Origin of the sequence: Psychrobacter sp. AOP31-B2-9 (assembly GCF_052378005.1) — a bacterium.
Taxonomy (GTDB): domain Bacteria; phylum Pseudomonadota; class Gammaproteobacteria; order Pseudomonadales; family Moraxellaceae; genus Psychrobacter.
Map to the genome: position 1 here is coordinate 1 of NZ_JBQSXG010000041.1, position 25608 is coordinate 25608.

At 42.0% G+C, this 25608-nt stretch carries 20 protein-coding genes and 1 tRNA gene; 15 read left to right on the forward strand and 6 right to left on the reverse strand.

Annotated elements, in window-relative coordinates:
- Positions 1–130 precede the first annotated feature (130 nt).
- The 8 genes from mrdA (at position 131) to scpB (ending at position 8048) form a co-directional block, all read left to right on the forward strand.
- Entirely contained in the window at positions 131–2101 is a 1971-nt protein-coding gene (gene mrdA / locus ACT3SX_RS06670) for a penicillin-binding protein 2 (protein ID WP_442069632.1), read from the forward strand.
- A 36-nt stretch (positions 2102–2137) separates the two neighbouring features.
- Positions 2138–2815 (forward strand): 16S rRNA (guanine(966)-N(2))-methyltransferase RsmD, encoded by a 678-nt coding sequence (gene rsmD / locus ACT3SX_RS06675; RefSeq protein WP_442069634.1) that lies wholly within the window; start codon positions 2138–2140, stop codon positions 2813–2815.
- A gap of 253 nt (positions 2816–3068) precedes the next feature.
- Positions 3069–3497 carry a 50S ribosomal protein L13 gene (gene rplM, locus ACT3SX_RS06680; RefSeq protein WP_192518281.1) on the forward strand — a complete coding sequence of 143 codons (429 nt, stop codon included), beginning with the start codon at positions 3069–3071 and terminating at the stop codon, positions 3495–3497.
- 10 nt (positions 3498–3507) lie between these two features.
- Positions 3508–3894, forward strand: a complete 387-nt coding sequence (gene rpsI, locus ACT3SX_RS06685) for a 30S ribosomal protein S9 (RefSeq protein WP_192518280.1) — start codon at positions 3508–3510, stop codon at positions 3892–3894.
- Between the two features lie 289 nt (positions 3895–4183).
- Positions 4184–5275, forward strand: coding sequence for an LpxL/LpxP family acyltransferase (locus ACT3SX_RS06690; RefSeq protein ID WP_442069636.1), 1092 nt, complete (start codon positions 4184–4186; stop codon positions 5273–5275).
- A gap of 123 nt (positions 5276–5398) precedes the next feature.
- Entirely contained in the window at positions 5399–6484 is a 1086-nt protein-coding gene (locus ACT3SX_RS06695; RefSeq protein WP_192518278.1) for a tryptophan--tRNA ligase, read from the forward strand.
- A 61-nt stretch (positions 6485–6545) separates the two neighbouring features.
- Positions 6546–7376 (forward strand): segregation and condensation protein A, encoded by an 831-nt coding sequence (locus ACT3SX_RS06700; RefSeq protein WP_225739064.1) that lies wholly within the window; start codon positions 6546–6548, stop codon positions 7374–7376.
- Positions 7377–7502: 126 nt separating this feature from the next.
- Complete coding sequence (gene scpB, locus ACT3SX_RS06705; RefSeq protein WP_442069639.1) at positions 7503–8048, forward strand: SMC-Scp complex subunit ScpB; 546 nt, start codon at positions 7503–7505, stop codon at positions 8046–8048.
- A gap of 171 nt (positions 8049–8219) precedes the next feature.
- Here scpB and lolA read toward each other — a convergent pair whose 3' ends face one another.
- From lolA to rplU, 3 genes are all read right to left on the reverse strand, one after another.
- Positions 8220–8918, reverse strand: coding sequence for an outer membrane lipoprotein chaperone LolA (lolA, locus tag ACT3SX_RS06710; RefSeq protein WP_192518314.1), 699 nt, complete (start codon positions 8916–8918; stop codon positions 8220–8222).
- Positions 8919–9284: 366 nt separating this feature from the next.
- Positions 9285–9542: a 50S ribosomal protein L27 gene (gene rpmA / locus ACT3SX_RS06715; protein ID WP_192518276.1), complete on the reverse strand. Its 258-nt coding sequence runs from the start codon at positions 9540–9542 to the stop codon at positions 9285–9287.
- Positions 9543–9633: 91 nt separating this feature from the next.
- A complete protein-coding gene (gene rplU / locus ACT3SX_RS06720; RefSeq protein WP_110922591.1) occupies positions 9634–9945 on the reverse strand; it encodes a 50S ribosomal protein L21 in 312 nt (103 codons plus the stop codon).
- A 729-nt stretch (positions 9946–10674) separates the two neighbouring features.
- Here rplU and ACT3SX_RS06725 point away from each other — a divergent pair.
- The 5 genes from ACT3SX_RS06725 to hemB all read left to right on the forward strand — a co-directional run bounded on the left by ACT3SX_RS06725 (position 10675) and on the right by hemB (position 20376).
- Positions 10675–11700: a polyprenyl synthetase family protein gene (locus tag ACT3SX_RS06725; protein ID WP_192518275.1), complete on the forward strand. Its 1026-nt coding sequence runs from the start codon at positions 10675–10677 to the stop codon at positions 11698–11700.
- A 917-nt stretch (positions 11701–12617) separates the two neighbouring features.
- Positions 12618–14012 carry an efflux RND transporter periplasmic adaptor subunit gene (locus ACT3SX_RS06730; protein WP_192518274.1) on the forward strand — a complete coding sequence of 465 codons (1395 nt, stop codon included), beginning with the start codon at positions 12618–12620 and terminating at the stop codon, positions 14010–14012.
- A gap of 35 nt (positions 14013–14047) precedes the next feature.
- Positions 14048–17281 carry an efflux RND transporter permease subunit gene (locus ACT3SX_RS06735; RefSeq protein WP_192991702.1) on the forward strand — a complete coding sequence of 1078 codons (3234 nt, stop codon included), beginning with the start codon at positions 14048–14050 and terminating at the stop codon, positions 17279–17281.
- The gene (locus ACT3SX_RS06740) at positions 17281–19134 is read left to right on the forward strand and encodes an efflux transporter outer membrane subunit (RefSeq protein WP_192518272.1); all 1854 of its coding nucleotides are present in this window, start codon (positions 17281–17283) and stop codon (positions 19132–19134) included. Before ACT3SX_RS06735 ends, ACT3SX_RS06740 begins: the two co-directional genes overlap by 1 nt.
- Before the next feature lie 234 nt (positions 19135–19368).
- Positions 19369–20376, forward strand: coding sequence for a porphobilinogen synthase (gene hemB, locus ACT3SX_RS06745; RefSeq protein ID WP_192518271.1), 1008 nt, complete (start codon positions 19369–19371; stop codon positions 20374–20376).
- A gap of 100 nt (positions 20377–20476) precedes the next feature.
- Here the strand turns inward: hemB and ACT3SX_RS06750 are convergent, their stop codons facing one another.
- The gene (locus ACT3SX_RS06750) at positions 20477–21454 is read right to left on the reverse strand and encodes a glutathione S-transferase family protein (RefSeq protein WP_442062604.1); all 978 of its coding nucleotides are present in this window, start codon (positions 21452–21454) and stop codon (positions 20477–20479) included.
- Between the two features lie 294 nt (positions 21455–21748).
- Between ACT3SX_RS06750 and ACT3SX_RS06755 the strand changes: the two genes are divergently transcribed.
- Positions 21749–21825: transfer RNA gene (locus tag ACT3SX_RS06755), tRNA-Val, on the forward strand.
- Positions 21826–22585: 760 nt separating this feature from the next.
- Positions 22586–22969 (forward strand): rhodanese-like domain-containing protein, encoded by a 384-nt coding sequence (locus tag ACT3SX_RS06760; RefSeq protein ID WP_442062750.1) that lies wholly within the window; start codon positions 22586–22588, stop codon positions 22967–22969.
- Between the two features lie 182 nt (positions 22970–23151).
- Here ACT3SX_RS06760 and ACT3SX_RS06765 read toward each other — a convergent pair whose 3' ends face one another.
- Positions 23152–23901, reverse strand: coding sequence for an MBL fold metallo-hydrolase (locus ACT3SX_RS06765; protein WP_442062748.1), 750 nt, complete (start codon positions 23899–23901; stop codon positions 23152–23154).
- A 354-nt stretch (positions 23902–24255) separates the two neighbouring features.
- Positions 24256–25608 (reverse strand): sodium:solute symporter family protein (locus ACT3SX_RS06770; RefSeq protein WP_444761697.1); only part of this gene is annotated, 1353 nt, incomplete at its 5' end.

Below are 25608 nucleotides of genomic sequence, written 5' to 3' on the forward strand. Positions count from 1 at the left end.
TATTTCAAACGATTGCTTCTATATGTTTGAAATCCCTTATATTATCCTTTATGTTTGCTGCATACTGGTTAACGACCCTGCCTATTTTTATTTTATTGACTTAATCTGACCGTTCAGGCTCTAATTTTATATGAATAAACCAATAACTCCCAACACTGAACAGGTCAGTCGTATCTTTATCCATCGTATTATCGTTTTTGGTATTTTGATATTTCTTGGGTTAGGCGGTTTAATAACGCGGTATGGCTATCTACAAGTCTATGCCCATGATAAATACACAACACAAGCTGATAACAATCGTATCAAGCTAATATCTTCACCGCCGAGCCGTGGTTATATTTATGATCGTAATGGAATAATACTGGCAGACAATCAGCCTGTATTTACCGCAATGATAAGCCCTGATGAGGTTGAAGACCCAGAACGTACCTTACAGTTACTTGCGCCTATTTTCGATCTAACAACAAAAGACATTACTGATATTTTGGCGCGTCTTAACAAAAATAAAAATGATCCTGTGACCATAAAAATTGATGTAACTGATGCACAGCTGGCACAATTTAGTGAACGCAAACCCTTTTTTCGTGGTGTGAGTATCCAAAGCAAGTTAACGCGCGACTATCCTTATGGCGAGCTATTCGCACACGTCATTGGCTATGTGGGTCGTATTAACGACAAAGAAAGCAAACGTATTGATAAAGACCGTTACGCTGGTACAGATCTAATCGGCAAAATCGGTATCGAAGACTATTATGAAGATGTGTTGCTCGGGCAACCAGGCTATCAATCAGTCGAAACGGATGCTCTTGGTAATATCATTCGCCAACTGGATACCAAGCCGCCTATCGCTGGTAATGACATCACATTGTCTCTGGACTATGGCTTACAAACAGTCGCTCAACAACAGCTTGATGGCCGACGCGGCGCAATCGTAGCGATCGATCCCAAGAACGGCGATGTATTGGCCTTTGTCAGCAATCCAAGCTATGACCCTAACCCGTTTATTTCAGGTATCTCTTTTAGAGACTATGGCGACTTGCGAGATAGTCCTGATCAGCCATTATATAATCGTGCGCTTCAAGGCATGTATCCACCCGGATCTACTATCAAACCTTTTGAGGGCTTGGGCGGTATCCACTACGGCTTACGTAACTGGGATAGCACTATCTACGACCCCGGTTATTTCAGTTTACCTGGTGATTCACACCGTTTTCGTGATTGGAAACGAGGAGGACACGGTACCGTCGACTTAAAAAAATCCATCATGCAGTCGGTAGATACCTATTATTACAAGTTGGCCTACGAGATGGGTATCCAACGTTTTCATGACTGGATGGTACGCTTTGGTTTTGGCGAACAAACTGGTATTGACTTACCTAATGAAAAAACAGGCATTATGCCCTCTCCAAAGTGGAAAAAAGATACCTACGATAAAAACTGGTTACCGGGCGAGACCATTTCAGTCAGTATTGGTCAAGGATATTTTTTGGCTACCCCGCTACAAGTAGCTAACGCCACAGCCATGACGGCCAATAAAGGCTACCATATTACCCCGCACTTACTCAAAAATAGTAACGGTGAAGCCAAAGTTGACGTCATCACCAAACCTGATGGTAAAATTGATTATAATGGTAAATCTTCTGATTGGTTACGTATGCACGATGCGATGGAAAATACCGTAAAAAGCGGGACTGCTCGTGGTATTTACACCCCTCGTTACCGTATCGCTGGCAAAACTGGTACTGCTCAAGTAAAATCTATTGCACAGGGCAAACGTTATGATAAGTCCGCAATAGATAAACGCCATTGGGATCATGCTTGGTTCAATGGTTTTGCGCCAGTCGAAGACCCTCAGATTGCCCTTGCAGTACTGGTCGAAAACGGTGGTGGCGGTAGTACGGTTGCCGCCCCTATCGGCCGCGCACTTTTTGACTATTGGGTCCTACAACGCAAGAGCAATCCTATTTTGCCACCGACTGCTGATGAATTAAAAGTCATTAAACGCCAAAAAGCCTTTGAAAAAGCCATGAGTGATGCCTTACGTGATAAAGAAGAGGCTACACTAAAAGCACAAGAAGAAGCAGTCGCTACCTCCGAGTAAGAAGACTGCCCGTGAGATAAGATAATGAATAAACCTATGAGCCGCCATAAAGCTAAAAAAAATACTCAAACCAAAAAAGTCTCTGCAGCAGGCGATGTGCGTATCATTGGAGGTCAATTTAAACGTCGTATTGTAAGTTTCATCGATGCAGAAGGTTTACGTCCAACCCCTGATCGACTGCGCGAGACGTTATTTAATTGGCTACTCGCTGATATTCATGATGCCTATGTGCTTGATAGCTGCGCAGGTAGTGGCGTGCTAGGCTTTGAAGCACTGTCTCGCGGGGCTGCACACTGTACTTTTATTGAAATAAATCGTGCTCAAAGCACTATGCTGCAAAAAAGTGCTGAGCAATTACGCCTCAATACTGACAACCATCAAATCATCACAGGTACAGCAGAACAAATCTTAATACGGGAGCGGCTTACTGCTCATACTTTCGATATTGTTTTTATTGATCCACCTTATGCTCAGGATCTGTGGCAGCCGATTTTGATGGCCCTCATCACTCAATCATTAATTGATACAAATACGTTGATCTATTTAGAGGCCGACAAAGACCTAGAGAGTCAACTGCAGCAACTAGCAGATACTTTGAATAATGACTTAGCCGCTCAGCGGCAAAAAATACTACAGCACTTAAATTTTGAATGTTTAAAACAAACCAAAGTTGGACAAGTTGTTGCTGGACTTTATCGTCTATCATCGTCATAATTGCACGGTGATTACCAAACGTAACATTGACGATTGTGTCATTTGTCACATTTGATAAATCATTTAATATCACTAAAAAATGTCTAAAACTGCTTAAAACTGGCCAAACGCTGCAGTTAAATGTATATAAGGCAAAAATAAACCCTAATGCAGCTTGCAAGCGTAGGCTCTACTGCTTATAATGTGCAGTCTGTTTTTTGAGAGCCCCGTTCCCAGCTAAACTCTCAACGAATTCTAATTTTAAGGTTTTATCATGAAAACACTTAGTGCAAAACCAGCTGAAGTGACCCATGACTGGTATGTCGTAGATGCTGACGGCAAAACCCTTGGTCGCTTAGCCACTGAAATCGCTAGTCGCTTACGTGGCAAGCACAAGCCGTCTTTTACGCCGCACGTTGATACTGGTGACTTTATTGTTGTCATCAATGCTGACAAAATCACGGTAACGGGTAAAAAAGCGCAAGATAAAAAGTACTATCGTCACAGTGGCTACCCAGGTGGTATCAAAGAAACTAACTTCAGTAAATTGCTTGCACATAAGCCTGAAGATGTTCTACACAAAGCAGTTAAGGGTATGCTTCCAAAAGGCCCTCTCGGCTACGCGATGATCAAGAAGCTGAAACTATATGCGGGTACTGAACATCCACATGAAGCACAGCAACCTAAAGCACTAGACATCTAAGGATACACTTATGGAACGCAATTACGGAACTGGTCGTCGTAAGACTTCTACTGCTCGTGTCTTTTTATCAAAAGGTACTGGTAGCATCGTTGTTAACGGTAAACCACTTGACGAATACTTCAGCCGTGAAACTTCACGCATGGTTGTACGTCAGCCATTAGAACTACTAGACTCTGTTAACGCATATGATCTATATGTAACTGTTGCAGGCGGTGGTATCAGTGGTCAAGCTGGCGCAATCCGCCACGGCATCACTCGTGCACTAATCGAAGCTGACGAAGCGCTAAAACCTGCTCTAAAAGCAGCTGGCTTTGTTACTCGTGACTCACGTCAAGTTGAACGTAAGAAGTTGGGTCTACGTAAAGCACGTAAACGTCCACAATTCTCAAAACGTTAATCAAAGCTATTTCTTACTGTTTTGCAGCTGTTGTCTTTTTCTCGGAGCGGCAGTCATTGCATTAAATGATAAGAATAGATTTGCAAAACCTTACAAGCTGTTCGCAGCTTGTGAGGTTTTTTTATGCCTACCTATCAACATCCATAACTCACCACAGACTCACTGTATCAAAACCCAACTTGTAAACCAGCAAGCACTACCCCATTATCGTAATAACTTTTCATCATTAGCTTCAATACGATAAAATAGCAATGATTCGATGCCATAATAAGTGCTGCAAAAGGATATTATGAAAGCGCCCGAACAGTATGATCCCAGTAAACCACCTTCAAAAGACAGCATGCCCTCGCCAAGCATACAGCCGTCCACGAAGTCGCCTGCCCTACCTGATGGTACGCCAACTATTAGCCAAACCCATAAGCGTACAGCGCAAGCTGATAAAAAACCTTTTCAATGGCAGTTTTTGTTGCCTAAATATTGGGGCATTTGGCTATTGGCAGCAATGATCTTACCCATCATATATTTGCCGCTACGTTGGCAGTTTTGGCTGGGACGTCAGCTGGGCATATTTATCTATAAAGTAGCAGGCTCACGTCGGCGTGATACGCTTATCAATTTGAAACTGGCTTTTCCAGAAAAACCAGACGTCGAGCGCGAATTGATGGCAAAACAAGTCTTTGTCAATCAGGGCATTGGTGTGTTTGAAACTTTATGTGCTTGGTATCGTCCAAATGTTTTTACTCGTACTGTTTCAATTTCGGGATTACATCACGTTGTCAATGCACAGAATGAGGGTCGTCCTGTCATTTTACTGGGCGCTCATTATACGATGCTTGATCTGGGCGGCATGCTCTGTACGCAATTTTTTCCGATGGATGGGATGTATCGACCGCAGAATAACGCGCTACTTGATTGGTTTGTTTATAATGGTCGTGCCAGTATTCTTAGCAAGCAAATAGCCAGTCGTGACATGCGCAGTTTTGTTGAGTCAATTAAAGCTGGTCATGTGATTTGGTACTCACCTGACCAAGATTATGGTCTAAAACAAGGCGTCATGGCACCATTCTTTGGTGTGCAAGCAGCGACTATTACAGCATCACGGCGCATGGCAAAGTTAGGCGACAAGGCACATCCACCCGCATTAATGGCGCTGCATACTTACCGGCAGACACCAGACCGTTTACCCAAAGGCAAACGCCCGCACTATCATCTAACGATTACCCCAGAAATTCAAAACTATCCAAGTAACGATGAATTGGCTGATGCGACGCGAGTCAATGAGTTGCTAGAGGGGTTGATTCGTATTGATCCCACTCAGTGGATGTGGTTCCATCGTCGCTTTAAGCATGGGCCGTCAGGTCGCACGAATATCTATAAGTAGCGGTCATTCCAAAGAAAAATGGTCAAAAAATTTGTTATACTTTATGGTCAATATTTTCAATATGATCATTCATAAATAACAACGCATTTATAATAATTTGATAAACGAAATAACGGAATTCCTATGACTAGTAATAGTACATCTAACAACCAAACCTCTACCGAAGCACCAGCTGTAAAGCGTGTTTTGACTGGTATTAAACCGACTGGCACCCTACATTTGGGTAACTATGTTGGTGCGATTCGTCCAGCCATCCAAGCGATTCAAAACAGTGATGATGAAGCATTTTTCTTTTTGGCAGACTATCACGGTATTATTGGCTGTTACGATCCCACTATCATTCATGAGTCAACCAAAGCCATTGCCGCGACTTGGATTGCCTGTGGTCTAGACCCAGAGCGTGTGACCTTCTATCGTCAGTCAGATGTACCAGAGATTCCAGAGCTGGCGTGGGTATTGAACTGCTCATGTGCCAAAGGTCTGATGAACCGTGCTCATGCCTATAAAGCAGCCGTCGATATCAATATGGAAAAGGAAGACGTCGATCCTGATCAAGGTATCAACATGGGACTATTTGGCTATCCGGTACTAATGGCAGCCGATATATTGATGTTCAATGCCACCCATGTACCTGTAGGTCGTGATCAAATACAACATATCGAAATGGCGCGTGATATCGCAGGTACTTTCAATCATCGATACAAAACTTTATTTACGCTACCATCTGCGGTTGTAGATGATGATATTCCATTACTAACAGGTCTTGATGGCCGTAAAATGAGTAAAAGCTATGGCAATACCATTCCGCTATTTGGCGATACTAATCCGCAAGTAAGCGCCGAAAAGCAAATGCAAAAAGCCATCATGAAAATCGTCACCAACTCGCAGCTGCCTGATGAGCCAAAAGACCCTGACGACTCAGCTATCTTTGAGATTTATAAAGCTTTTGCAACGCCTGAAGAAATAGCGGATATGCGTGAGCAGTTTGCTACTGGTATAGGCTGGGGAGATGCAAAAAAAGCCTTATTCAACAAAATAAATGACGAAATCGCGCCATTCCGCGAACGTTACCAAGAGCTGATGGCTAATCCAAAAGAACTTGAAGAAATACTACAAATGGGCGCAGAAAAAGCACGTCGTCATAGCCGCAAGCAACTGGATAAAACACGCCGAGCCATTGGCATCAAACCACTTGCCAAGCTCAAATAATCCATTGGATACGAGTCAGTTGTTAGAAGAAGCACCGGCTACCGCTGCCAGCACTCATGATATGTCATTACGTATCTATCAGACGCCAGTGCAGCACTTGCCAGAAGACTTGTACGTGCCGCCGCAAGCTTTTGCCATTTGGCTAGAGCAGTTCGCTGGACCCTTAGATTTTTTGTTGTATTTGGTCAAAAAAAATAACGTTGACCTAACCCAAATGCCAATACTGCCCATCACTGAGCAGTATTTGGCTTATATCAGTGAGTTGGATACCGATCACTTTGAGTTGGCCGGTGACTATCTGCTAATGGCATCGACATTGATTGCTATTAAAACAGAGCTGCTGCTTCCAAAACCAGAAACACCAACTGATGAGCGTGATCCAAAAGCAGAGTTGATTGAGCGGTTGGAAGAGTATGCACAAATCAAAGAAGCCAGTCAGCGCTTGGATAACTTAGTTCGCCTAGAACGTGATGTATTTTTGGCGATGGTTAGCATGCCTAGCCAAGACATTATGCATGCAGAGTTACCTAGCTACTCACCCAATCTGTTGATTGATAGCTTATTTAAGATGCAGCTACAGCCTGATTATCAAATGCATAATATTAAGGTCGATATCGTACCACTTGCTGACCGTATCGCTAGTATCAGTCGGCAACTGAGCACAGATGGTGCACACTCTTTTTATGAACTGTTAGATAAATCACAAGGTAAAATAGGCGTCGTGGTCAGTTTTGTCGCGGTATTAGAGCTGATTAAACGGCAGTTGGTTGGTGTCATGAACACTGAATTAGAAAGTGTCCCTGCTATTGATCACAACGCTACTGTTGATCAAAACACTGATACTGAACAAGATCAGCAAACCGGCCTATTGACGTTACAGTGGTTGGCATAATCATCATTTATCTATTAAAGCGTGCCTTTATACATACCAACATTTAAAAAGAGTAGCTTTGTCATGACAGATACCTCTAACCTAAAGCAACGCCATGAGAAAACATCATCAGTAGCGCTACTGTCATTGACCGATGAGCAACGTCAGCACTTAGAAAGTATCAGTAAAGATATTGAGGTGCTATTACATGCCTCGGAGGCGCCACTAACTGCTCATGCATTAAAGAAACACCTTTCTTTATCGGCGAAAGAGTTGAATCAAGCGTTTTCTTTATTGCAGATACGATTAGATAGCGGTGTATTAAGCTTGCACGAGACCGCTAGCGGGTATCGACTACAGATATCAGATGACTATAGCAGCTTGATTCAAAGCGTCTTTCCACAGCGGCAGGAGCGTCTAAGCCAAGCGTTACTAGAAACCCTAAGTGTGATCGCTTACAAACAGCCAGTCACCCGTAGCGACATAGAATATGTGCGCGGTGTGACGTTGTCGAGCAATATATTACGGCAATTGTTTGATAAGGGGTGGATAAAAGAAAATGGCTATAAAGAAACTTTAGGTCGCCCTGCCTTACTTCATACCACACCACAGTTTTTAGATGCTTTTGGGCTAACAAGCTTGGATGAGTTACCACCAATGCCCGATATAGAGACCATCAAAGCCATGTCTTAAAACATCAACGCTTTGAAAGCACTCAACGCACAATATCGAGATAGCAATACTATCACCATCTTATAGCCATACTCATTGCCATAAAAAAGGACAAATCATTTAAGATTTGTCCTTTTTTTTGAGTAATCATACTGTTTTTATCTGAGTAGTCATACCGTTCAGAAATTGATTTTACTGATTGATAACATCAACACCTTTAGGCGGTGTAAATTTGAACTGACTACTACTAATACTTGGGTTCATTTTGATACTGCTAAACTTAATAGAGGTAGTTTGGCCAAGCGTATCGTTCAACACCATCATTACAGGTTTGCCACCACTAAAGCTCATTGACAAGCTCTTAAAGCTGGCATTGTCTGATTTTGGATACAGCACGTAGTAGTTTTTATTATCATATGGCTGAGTAATTTTGAAGCTTTGATCAATTTTACTCGGATCACCTGATAGTAGTAACGCTGGTGTATTACCGACTTGGCTATCCACGTTTTGCTTAGTCGCTTGCTCTAAGTCCTTATCATATACCCACATTGAACTGCCATTAGCAATAATTAACTGCTCTGATGGTGACTTGGTTTCCCAGCGGAAACTATTCGGGCGTTGCACACTCATAGAGCCACTGAACGTACCGCTGTTCGCACCTTTAGTCGTTTGAGTAAAGTTAGCCGTCATGCTCTTCGTATTTGTCAAAAGCGTATTCAAGCGCTTAGCAGCGATTAGGTTATCTGCGGGTGCTGCAGTAGCAGACTGTGTCATCGCAATCATAGGTGCCGCCACGCCAAGCGATGTCAGCAATATACCTGCTAAAGCACCATTCGCTACTTTTTGTTTTAAGCTTATCTGTTTTTTTGATTGTTTGGTTAATAAAGTCATCATTAATCCTCTTTAAAATGCATAATCGCTTAAAAATACAGTATTTCAATTAAAATTTTATACCAGTGCTTATTTGACGAGAATCAAACTAGTGTCTATAAACAATAGAGGTAGTGTGCCAGTTTTTTTATCACACGCATAGTCATGATTTGCAATCATTACTACACCTGCCATACAGGCTTGTAATTATGATTGTTACATAATATTCAGCAGGATGAGTAATGACTATTGTTGTTTATTATCATCGTTTGACAATACTTTTTATAATCAATACATATAAAAAAGCCCCTACTACCACAAGGCAATAGGAGCTTTTTTAATTATCCGATCATTGCATTCAAAGAACAAAATGACCTAAATAGATAATTATACGTTTTCAACCGTAACATAACGACGGTTAAATTTACCTTTGGTCGCAAACTTTACAACACCGTCATTCAGTGCAAATAAAGTATGGTCACGACCCATGCCAACGCCTTCGCCTGCATGGAATTCTGTACCACGTTGACGAACGATGATGTTACCAGCTGTGATAGCTTGGCCACCAAAGATTTTTACGCCTAGCATTTTTGGGTTTGAATCACGACCGTTACGGCTCGAACCGGCAGCTTTTTTATGTGCCATGAGAAAATCTCCTTGTTAATTTGACTTACCGCTGATGCGGCAACTCTTAAGCATTTAGTGCGCTGTTTAGCAGTAATTGCTAAATGGGTAATTAGGCATTAATAGCTTTGATTTTTAACAAGGTGTACCATTGGCGGTGACCTTGTTCTTTGTGATAATGCTTACGACGGTTGTGCTTGATGATACGGATTTTTTCGCCGCGACCATGCTCAACAACTTCAACTTCAACGCTAGCGCCTTCAACGACAGGTTGACCGATTTTGACGTTATCGCCGTCAACAACCATTAATACGTCTTCAAATTTGATAGTTTCGCCTTTTTCTGCTTTTAGTAGTTCAACTTTAAGCAACTCATCGACGACTACACGGTGCTGTTTACCACCAGTTTTGATTACTGCGTACATTGTCTGACTCCGTTTAACCCGTGTGCCGTGGCTGATGTTATACCAACGCTTTTACGACGAACACGACAGGGAAAAATTAAAGGCAAGATTTTACGGCTTTTTGCTCATAAAAGCAAGCCGCACATCTTGTTTTTGTAAGGTGGTTACACGAATAAGCATACCTTTTGCTACTATATAAGCTATTGATTGTGAACACATCTATTCTAACGCTCAACAAAAGAGGCATCGCAAAATAATAGTGGATAGTGGTTTATGCCTAAAGGTCGTTATTATAACTTATATAATCAGTTACTTATAGTTCTTTATAGATATCTTTTTTCTTTATAAATCTAGGGCGTGTCCTCATTTTAAAAATGGTGATAAAAATGAGATAAATTGCCGTTAAACAAGGAAAATAGCGCAGATAATATCGAGATATTAGTCAGCTATTTGACGCCGTTTGGCAAGATTTAGCTATTTTTAACCCATTTAGATAACTATCGATTGAATTGAGGACATGCCCTAGTAAAAACAGATTTATTTACCTACGTAGCATTTCAGCTAATTTTGAGTGTTTTATTTCAATGTCTACATACGCTCAACAAACATGATATAGAAAAGGTACATTGCTCTCTAAATACTTTAACCAACAATTTAAAGACACAGCTATGCTATTATAGAAAAAACGCCTTATCCATTAGAGATCCAAGGCTGAAAACTCTCTTCACTTTTATAATACGACTATTTATTATGACCAGTACTCCTCTAAATAAGACAGATCTAAACATGCCATCAACACTTAACTATGCTGATATCCAGAGTATCGTGTCTAGTGATTTTGAGATTATGGATAAGCAAGTATTCGGTAGTCTGAACTCCAAGGTTCAGTTAGTAATGAGCGTTTCACAGCATGTAATTAATGCTGGTGGCAAGCGTATGCGCCCGTTAATTACCTTGTTATGCGCACGTATGTTCAACGACAACCCATCACAACAAGCCATGCATTTGGCCGCTATCACTGAGATGTTACATACCGCTACCTTAGTTCATGATGATGTTATTGATGAGTCAGGTCAACGTCGTGGCAAACCTACAGCCAATGCTACATGGGATAACGCTACCGCCGTATTGGTTGGTGATTATCTGATTGCTCGGGCCTTTAATCTACTCGTTGGCTTTCAAAGCTTGCCATTATTACAAGTGTTCTCTGATGGCACATGCGATATCGCTGAGGGTGAAGTATTGCAATTACAACATCAGCATAACCCTAGCGCTACAGAATCAGACTACTTGCGCATTATTGATGGTAAAACCTCACGTCTGTTTATGATGGCAACGCAAGGAGCTGCTATCTTACAAGGTAAAACAGAATATATGCAGGCACTAGGTGATTTCGGTCAACACTTTGGTAATGCTTTTCAAATTATTGATGATGTGCTTGATTATAGTGGTGATAGTGAATTAATGGGCAAAAACCTTGGCGATGATCTTGCGGAAGGCAAGCCAACGCTACCCACTATCAAAGCACTTGAGCTATTAAAAGACCGTGATGCATTAGGTTATGAGCAGTTGAGAGTTGCCGTACAAACCGGTAAAACGCCAAATGCAGAACAGCTGATTGAACTAGTGCGAAGCTCAGGCTCATTGGACTACTGTAAAAAGCGTGCGCTGGAAGAAACCAAACTGGCTCAAGATGCGCTTAGCACACTGCCGGACAATCGTTACCGTTTAGGTTTATATCAACTCACTGAACTTGCAAGCGCAAGACTGCTATGATCAGCAGTATCACTTATGAGCAGATGCAAACCTGTAAGTATTCAATATAGTCCAATATAATTGGGCAAAATTTATCTATTTGATATCATTCGCTAAACATTCTAATTACTGACACACTTGTTCTTTTAGTTAAATCGTTACCTTTCTTTAAGTTTCATAAGTCTAAGCAGTACTATAATTGCGTGATGGTTGCTTTTTATAACGAAATAATATTTGTTCTAGGGCGTGTCCTCATTTAAAAAATGGTGATGAAAATGAGATAAATTGTCGTCAAACAAGGAAAATAGCGCAGATAATATCGAGATATTAGTCAGTTATTTGACGCTGTTTGGCAAGATTTAGCCATTTTTAACCCATTTAGATGTCTATCAATTGAATTGAGGACACTCCCTAATAGCAACCCATACAGCTTAACTAAATTTAAAAATGATTTTAGATATCGCTAAATACAATGTTTTGCTGTCTACATGACACTTCTTAAATACAGTTTTAGATATGTACAAAATCAGCTTCATTAACCAAAAAACAACATAATTTTAACTGGTTCATAATGTTACATCTTGTTGAACGTTATATTTTGTGGTGCGTACACCCTCAATATCTTTATTGTTTATGATTAGAAATACGGATTTTTTTAGGAAAAATTTCTTTTTATTAGCTTGACTGTGGGGTTAACCCTTTAGTTTATAATAGCGGACTATGCTTATTGGCTAATACCTGATTATTTAATCTAAGTTATATATTTCGTATTGATAGCCATTTTTAAATTTATTAAACAATCAACATTGTAATGCATATGCCTATTATTCATAGCACCTAATGCTGATTGTTATAGCATAAATAACGATATATCAAACACTACTACTGATTATTACTCTTTTATTTATACCGCAATTATATTATTGACGAGGACATTGATGAAGCACTCTTATCTTGCGCTTATAATGGCAGCTGTACTATCTGGAGCTGTATTGGTGGGCTGTGACAATGATGGCGATGCTGCTGGAGATGCAGCACAACAGCAAATGCCTCCATCTGTCGTCAACGTCCAAACCGTAACCTTCGAAACCGTACCTCAAGTAAAAACCTTTGCTGGTCGTACCACAGCCTACCAAACCGCAGACATCCGCCCACAGGTTAGTGGCGTCATTGATGAAATACTTTTCCGTGAAGGGAGCTCTGTCAAAAAAGGTCAGGCACTTTATCGTATTAATACGGACAATTATGCTTCTTCTGTAACGAGTGGTCGAGCAGCTGTCGCACAGGCTCAGGCCAACTATCAAACAGCATTGGCAAACACGGCCAGCAGCAAAGCTACCTTGGTGAGTAATCAAGCATCATTAGCACAAGCACAAAGCGACTTACAGCGATTGAGTGGTTTGGTCGAAATTAATGCCATATCTAAACAAGAATACGATCAAGCTGTGACAGCTGTACGCACAGCCGAAGCAGCGGTAGCAAGCGCACGCGCAGCTATTGGCCAATCACAAGCCAGCGCCGCAAGCGCAAAAGCGAGTATTGCAAGCGCAAAAGCGGGTTTAAAAGCCAGTGCCCTAGACTTTAGTCGCACGATAGTACGTGCACCCATTTCTGGTCGTAGTGACCGCTCAAACTTTACTGCTGGTGCGTTGGTTAGTGCCAGTCAAACTGATCCGCTCGTGACAGTTTCACGTCTAGATCCTATCTATGTCGATATCAGTCAGTCTTCATCCGAGCTGCTAAAATTGAAGCAACAAATCGCTGCAGGCAAAGCACAAGCGGGACTGAATAGTGTTGAGTTGGTATTAGAAGACGGTACCGTTTATCCCGTTAGTGGTCAATTGGCTTTATCTGAAGCACAAGTTGATGAATCAACTGGCGCCGTCACTCTACGCGCAATTTTCCCGAATAGTAATGATATTCTACTACCGGGTATGTATGTAAGTGCGCGTTTGACCCAAAGTGTCATTACCAACGCAGTATTGGTACCACAAAGCGCGGTCACCCGCTCTACCAAAAATGAAACTCAAGTTTATATCGTCGATGAAAACAATAAAATTAAAGTACGCCCTGTAACGATCAATGGTACATATGAAGGCAAATGGATAGTGACTGACGGTCTAAAAGAAGGCGACAAGCTAGTGGTCATCGGTGGCTCAAAAGTTAAGCCTGATCAAGAAGTCGTTGCCAAGCCTGTAGAAAATGCTACGCCAGCATCAACTGGAAATAGCACGCCTGCTAGTACTTCGGCCAAAACACCACAGCAAGCAGCAACTAAGAACCCTGCTGACAGCAACACGGCCAAGAAACCTGCGGAAGATGCAGCTAACTAATTCCATTCAAAGATAGGAAGACTTAGGGATATACTATGTCACGTTTTTTTATTAATCGCCCTATTTTTGCATGGGTATTGGCTATTTTAGTCATGCTCATCGGGGTGATATCGGTCATTAATCTACCGATCGAACAGTACCCACGTATTGCACCGCCGACTGTTACAGTTAGCACAAATTACCCTGGTGCCAGTGCGCAAACCGTTGAAAACTCAGTGGTCCAGATCATCGAACAAAAAATGAAAGGTCTTGATGGTTTGATGTATATGTCATCAACCAGCTCGTCAAACGGTAGCGCATCAGTGACGCTCACCTTTGAGACTGGTACTGACTCTGATACCGCTCAAGTACAGGTACAGAACAAGCTTCAAGCAGCAACAAGCTCACTACCTGAATCCGTTCAGCGTCAAGGTGTCACGGTCAACAAATCCTCTAGCAGCTTTTTGATGGTGCAAGCATTCATCTCTGAAGATGGCAGTATGGATCGCGGTGATATCGCAGATTACATTAACTCAAACATCGTTGATCAGATCAGCCGTGTCGAAGGTGTTGGTGAAGTTCGTGTATTTGGCTCTACCTACGCGATGCGTATCTGGCTAGACCCTGCACGCTTACGTAGCTATAACTTGATGCCTTCTGATGTCATTACTGCCGTCGGTGCGCAAAATGCGCAAGTCTCTGCAGGCCAGTTAGGTCAAGCGCCCGCTGACACTGAACAACAAGTCATCAACGCAACTGTAACGGTACAAAGCTACCTACAGACCCCTGATGAATTTAGAAACATATTATTGAAAACGGATGCCTCAGGCGCGCAAGTACGCTTAAGCGATGTCGCAGATGTTGAGATTGGAAGTCAAGACTACAGTGTTAACTCACTATTTAACGGTCAAGAAGCTGCTGGTATGGGTATATCCTTGGCAGGTGGCGCTAACGCACTTGATACGCGCGAAGCACTTGGTGCTCGTATGGCTGAGTTGGAACGAAACTTTCCTGCTGGCCTAACCACGGTTACTCCTTATGACACGACACCATTCGTTCGGTTGTCTATTGAGCAAGTAGTACATACGCTCATCGAAGCTATTGTGCTTGTATTTATCGTCATGTTCATTTTCTTACAGAACTGGCGTGCAACGATTATCCCGACATTGGCTGTACCTGTGGTACTTTTGGGTACCTTGTGTGTGCTGTATATCGCAGGTTTTAGTATTAACGTTCTGACTATGTTTGCGATGGTACTGTCTATCGGACTATTGGTCGATGATGCCATCGTAGTCGTAGAGAACGTCGAACGGATTATGGAAGAAGATCCTGACATTTCTGTCAAAGACGCTACCGTTCAATCGATGGGTGAAATTAGTAAGATTGTTGTTGGTATTGCTCTGATTCTATCAGCAGTATTTGTACCTATGGCGTTCTTTAGCGGTTCAACTGGTGCTATCTATCGTCAGTTCTCCATTACCTTGATTACCAGCATGGTACTATCGGCTTTAGTTGCCCTTATCTTTACCCCTGCCCTGTGTGTGACCTTGCTTAAACGTAGCAAGAGCCATGACAAGAGTAATATGGCCACTCAAAAAGGTTTCTTCGGTTGGTTTAACCGTAGCTTCTCTAAAGCAAGCATCTCTTATGAGCGCTTCGTGGGTAAAAGCTTCGGTCGTAAATGGTTATATTTAATTGGCTATGCTGCCATTATTGGTATTATGACGGTGATCTTTTTACGCATTCCTAGCTCGTTTTTGCCAGAAGAAGATCAAGGTATTATGTTTACCTTAGTTCAGCTTCCCTCTGGCTCTACACTCGATCAGACACAAGACGTACTGGATAAAGTTAGAAACTATTACGATACTCAAGAAGCCGATAATATTGCCTCTGTCTTTACCGTTGCAGGCTTTAGTTTTGCCGGATCAGGCCAAAACATGGGTCTGGCGTTTGTACGCTTGTCGGATTGGGATGAACGCCCAGGTGATGAAAATACCGCGCAAGCTGTGGCTGGCCGAGCAATGGGGTACTTCTTTACTCAGATTAATGAGGCGCAAGTATTCCCCATTGTACCGCCCGCTATTACTGAACTTGGTAATGCCAGTGGTTTTGACTTGATGCTACAGGATACCGGAAACGTCGGTCATGAAGGGCTGCTCGAAGCCCGCAATATGTTGTTGGGTATGGCCGCTCAAAACGACCAAGTCTCTGGTGTACGTCCTAACGGTCAAGAGGATGCACAGCAGCTGAAAGTCAATGTCAATCAAGAACAGGCCGCTGCATATGGCTTGTCGATGTCCAGTATCAATAGCGTTATCTCGACCGCATGGGGCTCAAGTTATATCAATGACTTCGTTGACCGTGGTCGTATTAAGAGCGTTTATGTACAAGGCGAGCCGAGTAGTCGTACCAATCCTGACGATCTTGGTAAGTGGTATGTACGTAATGACAATAACGATATGATTTCATTCGATGCGTTCTCTAGCAGTGAATGGCAGTCAGGTTCTCCGCGTCTGACCCGTTACAACAGTTTCCCTTCTATGAACATTCAGGGTTCTGCTGCTGCTGGACTCAGTACGGGTGAAGCAATGGCGGCGGTAGAGACGATGATAACCAATCTGCCTGAAGGCGTCGGTTATGAGTGGACAGGCACGTCACTTGAAGAGAAAAAATCAGGTGCTCAGGCTCCATTGCTATATGCAGTCTCGCTCTTAGTGGTATTCTTATGTCTAGCTGCTTTGTATGAGAGCTGGTCGATACCTTTCTCTGTCATATTAGTTGTACCACTTGGTGTTTTAGGCGCAGTACTATTTACATGGATGCGCGGCTTCGCCAACGATGTTTATTTGCAGGTAGGTTTGCTGACTGTAGTTGGACTGTCTGCTAAAAATGCGATTTTAATTATCGAATTTGCAAGAGATTATCAAGACGCTGGTTATAGTCTTAAAGAGTCAGTGATGACGGCAGCGCGTCAACGCTTGCGCCCAATCATTATGACATCGCTTGCCTTTGGCCTCGGGGTTGTACCATTATTCTTAGCCACTGGCGCTGGTTCTGGCAGCCAAAGTGCTATTGGTACCAGTGTACTTGGTGGGGTTGTTAGTGCCACTATATTAGGTGTTTTCTTTATTCCCATGTTCTATATCTGGATACGTAGTATCTTTCCTCATAAATATGAGAATAACAAGCCAAATGATAGAGACGATGGTGATGATACACCAAATGGTGATCCACAAAGTCCGACTCTCTCTAAGAGTTATCAGCCTGTGAACTTAGGAGACAATACATAATGAGTTTTCGTTCGATTTTTACCTCAAACTCAGCACACGCGACAGTCAATATGACTGCCAGCGTGGGCGCAACGACAGGTGAGTGCCCCGTGACCTCTACCCTTTTATTACCATCTCGCATTCGTAAAAATGGTGTGCGGCTAATAGGTCTAACAACCCTAGCAATCAGTATGGCTGCTTGTAATACGATTCCGAAATCAGATATAAACCCTGTGCTGGCTCAGCCTAATGTTCCAATCAACCAAGCCTATGAAGCATACGATAAGGACACGGCTAGTAGCGCTGATCAGGCCAGTATTGCCAGTCAGCGCTGGCAGAATTTTTATAGCGATGAGCGCTTAAAAGCTCTCATAGCACTGGGTCTTGAAAACAATAAAGACTTCGAAAGCGCACGTCTAGCCATTGAAAAAGCACGTGCACAATATCGAATCACGGATATTAGCGACTTGCCAACGATTGATGGTAGTGGCAGTTATTCTCGCGGTGCCCAAAACAGCACTGATCGTAACGCCAGTAATAGCTACAATGTTAATCTGGGTTTAGCAAGCTATGAGCTGGATTTTTGGGGTAAAATTTCAAGCCTAAAAGATCAAGCCTTACAGAACTTTTTGGCCACCACAGCTGCAAAAAACACCACTCAAATCACGCTCATCAGTAATATTGCCCAGAGCTATGCCAATCTAAGTTATAGCCTAGCCCAACTTGAGTTGGCGTCCAAAACTTATGAAAGTCGTAAAGAGTCACTCTTTATCACCACCAAACGCTTTGAAGCAGGCATTGATGACAAACTGGCTTCTTTGCAAGCGAGCGCCTCATTAGAAGACGCCAATCTTGCGATGTTGAGTGCTCAAAGCAGTGTTTTGACGGCACGTAATGCTTTGCAGTACTTAGTTGGTGCACCTATACCTAGTGACCTTCGGCCTACGCCTTCGGTTACCAATATTACTAACCAGCAAATATTTAATACTGGATTACCTAGTGAGTTGCTACGCTATCGCCCAGATGTGCTACAAGCAGAATACAACTTGAAAGCTGCTGGTGCCAACATCGAAGTAGCACGTGCCTCTTATTTCCCATCTATCAGCCTGGCCAGTAATATCGGTGTTAGTAGTGGCAGTTTGGATGATTTATTCAGCAGTGGTTCATTTGGTTGGTCATTTGGTCCAAGTATTAGTGTGCCTATTTTCGATGCTGGTAGCTTAGATGCCAATTATGATGTGGCTAAGATTGAGCGCGACCAAACGCTGACTGCCTATGAAAGCTCTATTCAAACGGCGTTCCGTGAAGTCTCTGACGTCCTCGCAACACGAGCAACATTAGGCGATCAGCTCGATGCACAATATCGTTTGCAAGACAACTATGAGCAAACTTATAATATTGCCAATGCACGCTTTAAAGCAGGTGTCTCTAACTACCTAGACGTACTTGATGCACAACGTTCTTTATTCTCAACGCAGCAGGGTATTTTGAATTTAGAGCTACAAAAAGTCATTAGCCAAATTGAGTTGTATCAAGCGCTCGGCGGCGGTGCCAATCTAGACGTACCAACTGATATTCCAGTACCGCAGCATACCAACTTGGCACAAATAGCGAATGTGTCAAACTACGGTAATAAGACAAAAGCCACCAATGCAGTTAATGCTGCAGGCTCAGCACGCGTGGTTTCTTTAGAGGAAGCATCAGCGATTGAACAAGCGCAACCATCTGAATCCACAACCTTTAGACCTACTACCGAAGTTGATATTAATAACGATGGTACAACGGATGCGACTGTAGGAGTAATCACGGAAAAGACGACTTTTAACAAGAGCACTGTTGAGCCAGCATCTGTCACACAGACAACTAATCCTTAAGGATACTCGTCCTTAAGCTTGATAGAGGCATTATCTCATGGCCATATCATAAGATCAGCAGTCGATAAGTACAAAAAGCCCTACCGACTTGGTAGGGCTTTTTGCTTTCTACTATCACTATTGGTTATAGTAGCGTTAGATATTTTTAATATCATTAAATAACGCTGTTGTTATAACCATCTGTGATAAAAAACCTAAATCAAAATCCAGATAAAATCCTATAGTGAGAAAAACATGACTTATACTTTCAATCGCCAATACCCTGCTACTCGCTTACGCCGCCTACGTTATAACGATAATGTACGTGCCATGATTCGTGAAGTTGAGCTACATCCTAAACATTTTATCGCCCCTGTCTTTGTACTAGAAGGTGAGAACCAGCGCGAAACGATTGCTAGTATGCCAGGTGTCGAGCGCCTATCCATTGACTTACTGATCCACTACGCCAAAGAATTACTGGCAGAAGGCGTTACAACCATCGATATCTTCCCAGTGATTGATAACTCATTAAAAACAGCTGATGGCAGATCAGCTTATGACGAAAACGCACTAACGGCACGTACAATAAAGGCGGTCAAAGATGCCGTACCAGAAATGGTAGTTATGACCGATGTTGCCTTAGACCCTTATACCTCACACGGTCAAGATGGTTTGCTAGATGACACTGGCTATGTCATCAATGATGCAACCATTGAAGTGCTAGTCAAGCAAGCATTGGTACATGCTCGTGCAGGTGCGGATATCATCTCCCCAAGCGATATGATGGATGGCCGCATTAAGGCCATGCGTGATGCGTTTGAAGCCGAAGGTTTTGTCAATACCGCCATCATGGCCTACTCAGCAAAATATGCATCCGCTTATTATGGTCCATTCCGTGATGCGGTCGGTAGTGCTGGCAACCTAAAAGGTGGACATAAAAAACAGTATCAGATGGACTTTGGCAATCGCGCAGAGGCATTGCATGAAGTGGCCATGGACATCAATGAAGGTGCTGATATGGTCATGATTAAGCCTGGTCAGCCATACCTAGACTTGATTCGTGAGGTCAAAGATACCTTTGGTGTACCGACCTTTGCTTATCAAGTCTCTGGTGAATACGCGATGCACATGGCTGCCATTCAAAACGGCTGGCTCAGCGATGCCGTCATCTTAGAGTCTTTAATCGGCTTCCGCCGCGCTGGTGCTGATGGTATCTTGACTTACTTTGCTCTAGAAGCAGCACGTCAATTAAACAATGCCTAACATGAAGTAAAGAGTATTTCATCTCATAAAAAAACGCCCCAACTACCTAATAGTGGTTGAGGCGTTTTTTCGTCTGAATGCTTTATTTTAATAAATAAAGCTATAAATGTGCACGGTCATGCGGCTCATTAAAATCAACCACTGGTCCCACAGGTATGATGCGAGTAGGATTGATATTGGCATGACTGGTGTAATAATGCTGCTTAATATGAGCCATATTCACCGTCTCCGCAATACCTGGCACTTGGTATAACTCACGCAGATAGCCCCATAGATTTGGGTAATCAACGATACGATGCAGGTTACATTTAAAATGTCCGACATACACAGCATCAAAGCGCACCAAGGTCGTAAACAGTCGCCAATCTGCTTCCGTTATCGTATCACCGACCAAATAGCGCTGGCTGGATAAGCGTACCTCTAACGTATCTAGCGCGGCAAACAGCTCCGTCACTGCCTCCTCATAAGCTGCTTGCGTAGTCGCAAAACCTGCTTTATACACGCCATTATTTATCGCAGGATAAACAAAATCATTGATCTCATCGATTGCTGTTAATGACTCTATCGGTAGAAAATTACCCGCCAATGCACCAATTTCGTCAAAGGCTGAATTAAACATACGAATAATCTCTGCCGACTCATTACTAACGATGGTATTGGTCTTTTTATCCCATAAAACGGGTACCGTGACACGTCCTGTATAGTCCGGTTTTGCCGCCCTGTATATCTCATATAAATAGCTCGCATTTACGATAGGATCAGCGATGACACCTGAACCATCTGAGAACGTCCAGCCATGCTCACCCATATAGGGATGGACGACAGAAAGTGAAATCATATCTTCCAAGCCTTTGAGCTTACGATAAACTAAAGCACGATGCGCCCAAGGACAAGCTAACGAAACATATAGATGATAGCGATTGGCCTCAGCTTTAAATCCCCCTACACCTGACAGTCCTGCGCTGCCATCTACCGTGACCCAGTTTCTAAAACCTGCATCTTCACGCTCAAAGCGTCCACCGCTAGATTCTGTGTCATACCATTTGTCTTGCCACTGCCCATCTACCAATAGACCCATATTCTCCTCCAACTTATGCTTATTTCATTCTTGGCAATCAAGATTCATTTGAAATCATTATCACCAAAACTCAAGATATATCATATCAGTTCAGCCTTGATAAATAATAGGAATGACACTTTTATTAACAATAAAAACTAAACACAATTAAATTAGTATTTAATATAAATAAATAATTAACACTAATAAATATTCTATATCTGACGCTTTATCAAATATTATGATAATAAGTGAGTATTGTGATAGAAAAGGCTTGCAAAGTTTGAAAAACTTGCTAAAATGCATGACCTAAATAGGCGTATAGCTCAGTTGGTTAGAGCGCTACCTTGACATGGTAGAGGTCAGCAGTTCGAATCTGCTTATGCCTACCAAATATTTAGAAAGCCCCAATCTCACGATTGGGGCTTTTTTTGTCCGTGAAATATGGGCTGTAGGGGAAAATGTGCGCTTGTCAAAACAACTTTTGAAACCTTTAGCACGCTTCCCCTACCCTCATGCTTGCACATTTTCAGCTATGGTTTTATTTATGTACTTTTCATAACCCTATAAAGTCATAATAACCGACTAATTAATATATATATTTGTATACTATATAATGGTATATCGTGTATTATTACTACAGATTGATTTAAATATATTACTCACAACTATCAATAAGAGCAGGTGAATATTGATTAGCTTTTTGATTCTTATTTCACAGTATTTTTTATATTATCGATAACTATCTAACGACTACCATATATAGCAATCCATTCGTATAACAGATAAGTGACTTTTAATTTATACAGGTTTTTATTAAAAATTTTAGGGTGTGCCCTCATTTTAAAAATGGTGATAAAAATAAGATAAATCGCCGTCAAACGAGGAAAATAGTGCAGGTAATATCAAGATATTGACCAACTATTTGACGATGTTTGGCAAAATTTATCTTATTTTTAGCCCATTTAGAGGACACTCGTTTGAATTGAGGACATGCCCTAGTAAAGCAAACATAATAGGCATGGTTTATTAAATGATATATAGCAGAATTTTTGACTATTTTTATTGTTGCGCAATTGATCAAGCTAGCCATGGGCTTGTAATTACTTTAAACATATGACTGAACCCACCTATATTAAGGCATTAATTAATATGAAAACTTCACATGACTTGGTTAACGCTGCGAAAGCGCAAATTACTGAAATACCTTTAGCGCAAGCTCGAACTGCTTGTGCTAAAGCTGATATCGTGATTGATGTTAGAGAGCCTGCTGAATATGCTGCAGGCCATATCAAAGGCGCAGTATCAATACCTCGTGGCATACTAGAATTTAAAATTTCTGACCTGCCAGCTATTAAGGGCGCTAATACTGAAATCGTACTGTATTGTCAAAGTAGTGGCCGTGCCGCACTAGCAGCTCAGTCACTAGCGGCTCTTGGCTATACGCAAGTAGCCTCAATTGCTGGCGGTTACGAAGCATGTCTTAAAACGGACATACCAATAACTATGGCAAATGAAGGTATTGATTTTTATTAACTACTTGTCTTCAATAGGCCCGTATTATGTATACGATCAACTATTAGACTCATACATTAAATCTAATAGTTGATCTAACTACTGTTAGCACTCACCATCACTTAAATCTGACTGTTTTAAAAAAGGTATGACAACGCTTAACTAAAAGAAGCGCTTAACACACCCCTCTAAAATAAAGCACATTAGCCTTGAGGACTCTGTATCATCTGACGACAGTAATCAGCTAAGTTATCTGGTAAGTCATCAGGGCAAACACCACATTGTTGGTTTCCAGGTACGGCATGATCAATGAATTTCGGATACGGTAGGTTTAGATTATCCATGATGACTCTAAACTCTTCGAGAGTTGTATCACCACCGAGCCTTGGATTGCGCTTTTTTTCCTGAGCGATTGAAGAGACAAAGCGCTCTTTATAGTCATGCGCAGGATAGACTAGCGTCTCATCTGGCAAAGAGAATAGCTTTTGACGTACAGAATTATACAAAGCGTCCGAATCACCGTGCTGAAAGTCAGTTCGACCACAACCCTCAATTAGCAAGGCATCACCAGTAAATACACGCTCATTAAAGAGATAAGCAAAGTGTCCAGCAGTATGTCCCGGCGTATGCATTGGATGCAAAGTAATACCAGCAACCTGAAAAGGTATGCCTTCTTCTAGCCCAACATCGGCACATGCCAGTCTATCGTAGGCAGGCGCAGCAATTTTACTACCAACGGCACGCTTCATCTCTAGGGCTGCCGTGATGTGATCCGCATGAACATGTGTATCAACAGTGTAGGCCAGTTTCAGACCTAACTTATGTATCTCAGCTAAGTCACGCTCCATCGTCGTGATCACAGGATCGATTAAAATCGCTTGCCCTGTATTCTCATCCCCGAGTAGATAGGTATAAGTGCTCGAAAGATGTTCATATAATTGTCTAAATATCATAATAAACCCCCGTTTAGTGATTTAATATTAATAGTAGTAGAAGTCATTCAGTATACATGCTGTGTTAATAACCATCTATATAGTACTTAGCAAGATATAGTACTTAGCAAGGATTAAGGTTTACTAATATTGTTTGCATTAATCGTTGACTACCAAGTTAAACACGCATTTTGCCAACCGTTAACTATGCGAAATCATCCCATCTTACCCTTTTTTACTGAGCTTTCCTGAAAGCCGTGATCGATATACTTTACATTTGATAACCCTTGGGAAATCAGATGATCAGCACTCGGCTAACTGATATAAAAAAACAAGCCGCTGAATGCGGCCTGTCTCTTTTCTAATTTATTAATATCATTCAGGCAGAGCTGAGCCTACTTTAGCAACTGTAGGTGGAGTGCCTATCTTGCTAATCACAATAAATATCATTGCATTGATAATTAGACCGAAAAAGCCAGGATCAAATCCCCAAGGTACATTTAAATCGCTCAGCTGAAAGGTTAGAGTAAGAACAGAACCAACTACCAAGCCAATAACAGCTGCTTTTGTTGAAGCTTGCTTCCACCAAAGCGCACCAACAAGCATTGGAAATAACTGTACAATGATACCGTAAGCACCTAATAGCAAAGCGACCAATGATGCTGGTTTAGACACTGCTAACGCGTATGCAGATAGAGCAACAACAATCACTCCAAGCTTTGTCAAAATAAGCAGCTGACTGTCACTCATACCCGACCCTACAGGCAGGCGATAAATAATATCACGTGCTAAAATCGTTGCACTAGCATGAGCTAGATTAGCAGCAGTCGACATGGCCGCAGCCAGTGCACCTGATAATACAATTCCTATCACCCAAGGTGGGAACAGCCCTTCACCAACAACAATTTTAAGCAATACTTCGTCTGCATTCTCTAACGGCTGACCTTCAAATAACAATACGCCAGTAAAGCCGATAAATAAAATAGGAATTAATATATAACCATATAGAGGATAGAAGACAAAAACACGCTTGAGTGTCCTCGTACTATCAGCACTGTAGAACTTCATGAAAATATGTGGCCACATTATGATACCTAGTGTACTCACCAGTATCGCAGTAGAGTAAGATCCCCACCCCATATTTTCTGCTCCTGGCATTGTAAGGTACTCTGGAGCTCGCTCCTTAAGCTGTTCAAACATAGCACCAACGCCACCAAAATAGTGATCAGTGACAGATAGCCCGAGATACCAAGCTATAACAACCATCATCAAACCTTGCATCAGATTAGTCCAACCAATACCATTCAAACCACTAACAAAAACATAAATAGTCACGACTGCAGTGGCTGCTAATGCACCTACCCAAAATGGTATCTCTCCGCCTGTAGCACTCTGAAAGAGCAGTCCTGCTCCGGAGATTTGGATAGTAAGATAAGGAATCATTGCGCCCAAACTCACTAATCCAATCACCAAAGCTAAAATTTTGCTAGGGTAACGGTCACTAAGATATTCCGCCTGAGTCAAAAAACCTTTCTTACGCCCATCCTTAGCAATGCTAGGTGCCATTAACCACCATACCAACACCCCTAATGTTAAGTAAGAGAGAATATATAAAGATGGTACACCTTTAGTGTACGACCAACTCGGTGCTCCAAGAAAAGTAAATGCTGAAAAAATCTCTGCACCAAAAATGAAGAACAATACCAAAGAACCTATATTCCGACCTGT

Bases quoted from the DNA above. Each gene is read 5' to 3' on its own strand.
- rsmD (WP_442069634.1), top strand. From the start codon at position 2,138: ATGAGCCGCCATAAAGCTAAAAAAAATACTCAAACCAAAAAAGTCTCT.
- hemB (WP_192518271.1), top strand. From the start codon at position 19,369: ATGACTTATACTTTCAATCGCCAATACCCTGCTACTCGCTTACGCCGC.
- ACT3SX_RS06740 (WP_192518272.1), top strand. From the start codon at position 17,281: ATGAGTTTTCGTTCGATTTTTACCTCAAACTCAGCACACGCGACAGTC.
- ACT3SX_RS06725 (WP_192518275.1), top strand. From the start codon at position 10,675: ATGACCAGTACTCCTCTAAATAAGACAGATCTAAACATGCCATCAACA.
- ACT3SX_RS06765 (WP_442062748.1), bottom strand. From the start codon at position 23,901: ATGATATTTAGACAATTATATGAACATCTTTCGAGCACTTATACCTAT.
- ACT3SX_RS06735 (WP_192991702.1), top strand. From the start codon at position 14,048: ATGTCACGTTTTTTTATTAATCGCCCTATTTTTGCATGGGTATTGGCT.
- mrdA (WP_442069632.1), top strand. From the start codon at position 131: ATGAATAAACCAATAACTCCCAACACTGAACAGGTCAGTCGTATCTTT.
- ACT3SX_RS06750 (WP_442062604.1), bottom strand. From the start codon at position 21,454: ATGGGTCTATTGGTAGATGGGCAGTGGCAAGACAAATGGTATGACACA.
- ACT3SX_RS06695 (WP_192518278.1), top strand. From the start codon at position 5,399: ATGACTAGTAATAGTACATCTAACAACCAAACCTCTACCGAAGCACCA.
- rplU (WP_110922591.1), bottom strand. From the start codon at position 9,945: ATGTACGCAGTAATCAAAACTGGTGGTAAACAGCACCGTGTAGTCGTC.
- ACT3SX_RS06730 (WP_192518274.1), top strand. From the start codon at position 12,618: ATGAAGCACTCTTATCTTGCGCTTATAATGGCAGCTGTACTATCTGGA.
- ACT3SX_RS06760 (WP_442062750.1), top strand. From the start codon at position 22,586: ATGAAAACTTCACATGACTTGGTTAACGCTGCGAAAGCGCAAATTACT.
- rpsI (WP_192518280.1), top strand. From the start codon at position 3,508: ATGGAACGCAATTACGGAACTGGTCGTCGTAAGACTTCTACTGCTCGT.
- rpmA (WP_192518276.1), bottom strand. From the start codon at position 9,542: ATGGCACATAAAAAAGCTGCCGGTTCGAGCCGTAACGGTCGTGATTCA.
- ACT3SX_RS06690 (WP_442069636.1), top strand. From the start codon at position 4,184: ATGAAAGCGCCCGAACAGTATGATCCCAGTAAACCACCTTCAAAAGAC.
- ACT3SX_RS06700 (WP_225739064.1), top strand. From the start codon at position 6,546: ATGTCATTACGTATCTATCAGACGCCAGTGCAGCACTTGCCAGAAGAC.
- lolA (WP_192518314.1), bottom strand. From the start codon at position 8,918: ATGACTTTATTAACCAAACAATCAAAAAAACAGATAAGCTTAAAACAA.
- rplM (WP_192518281.1), top strand. From the start codon at position 3,069: ATGAAAACACTTAGTGCAAAACCAGCTGAAGTGACCCATGACTGGTAT.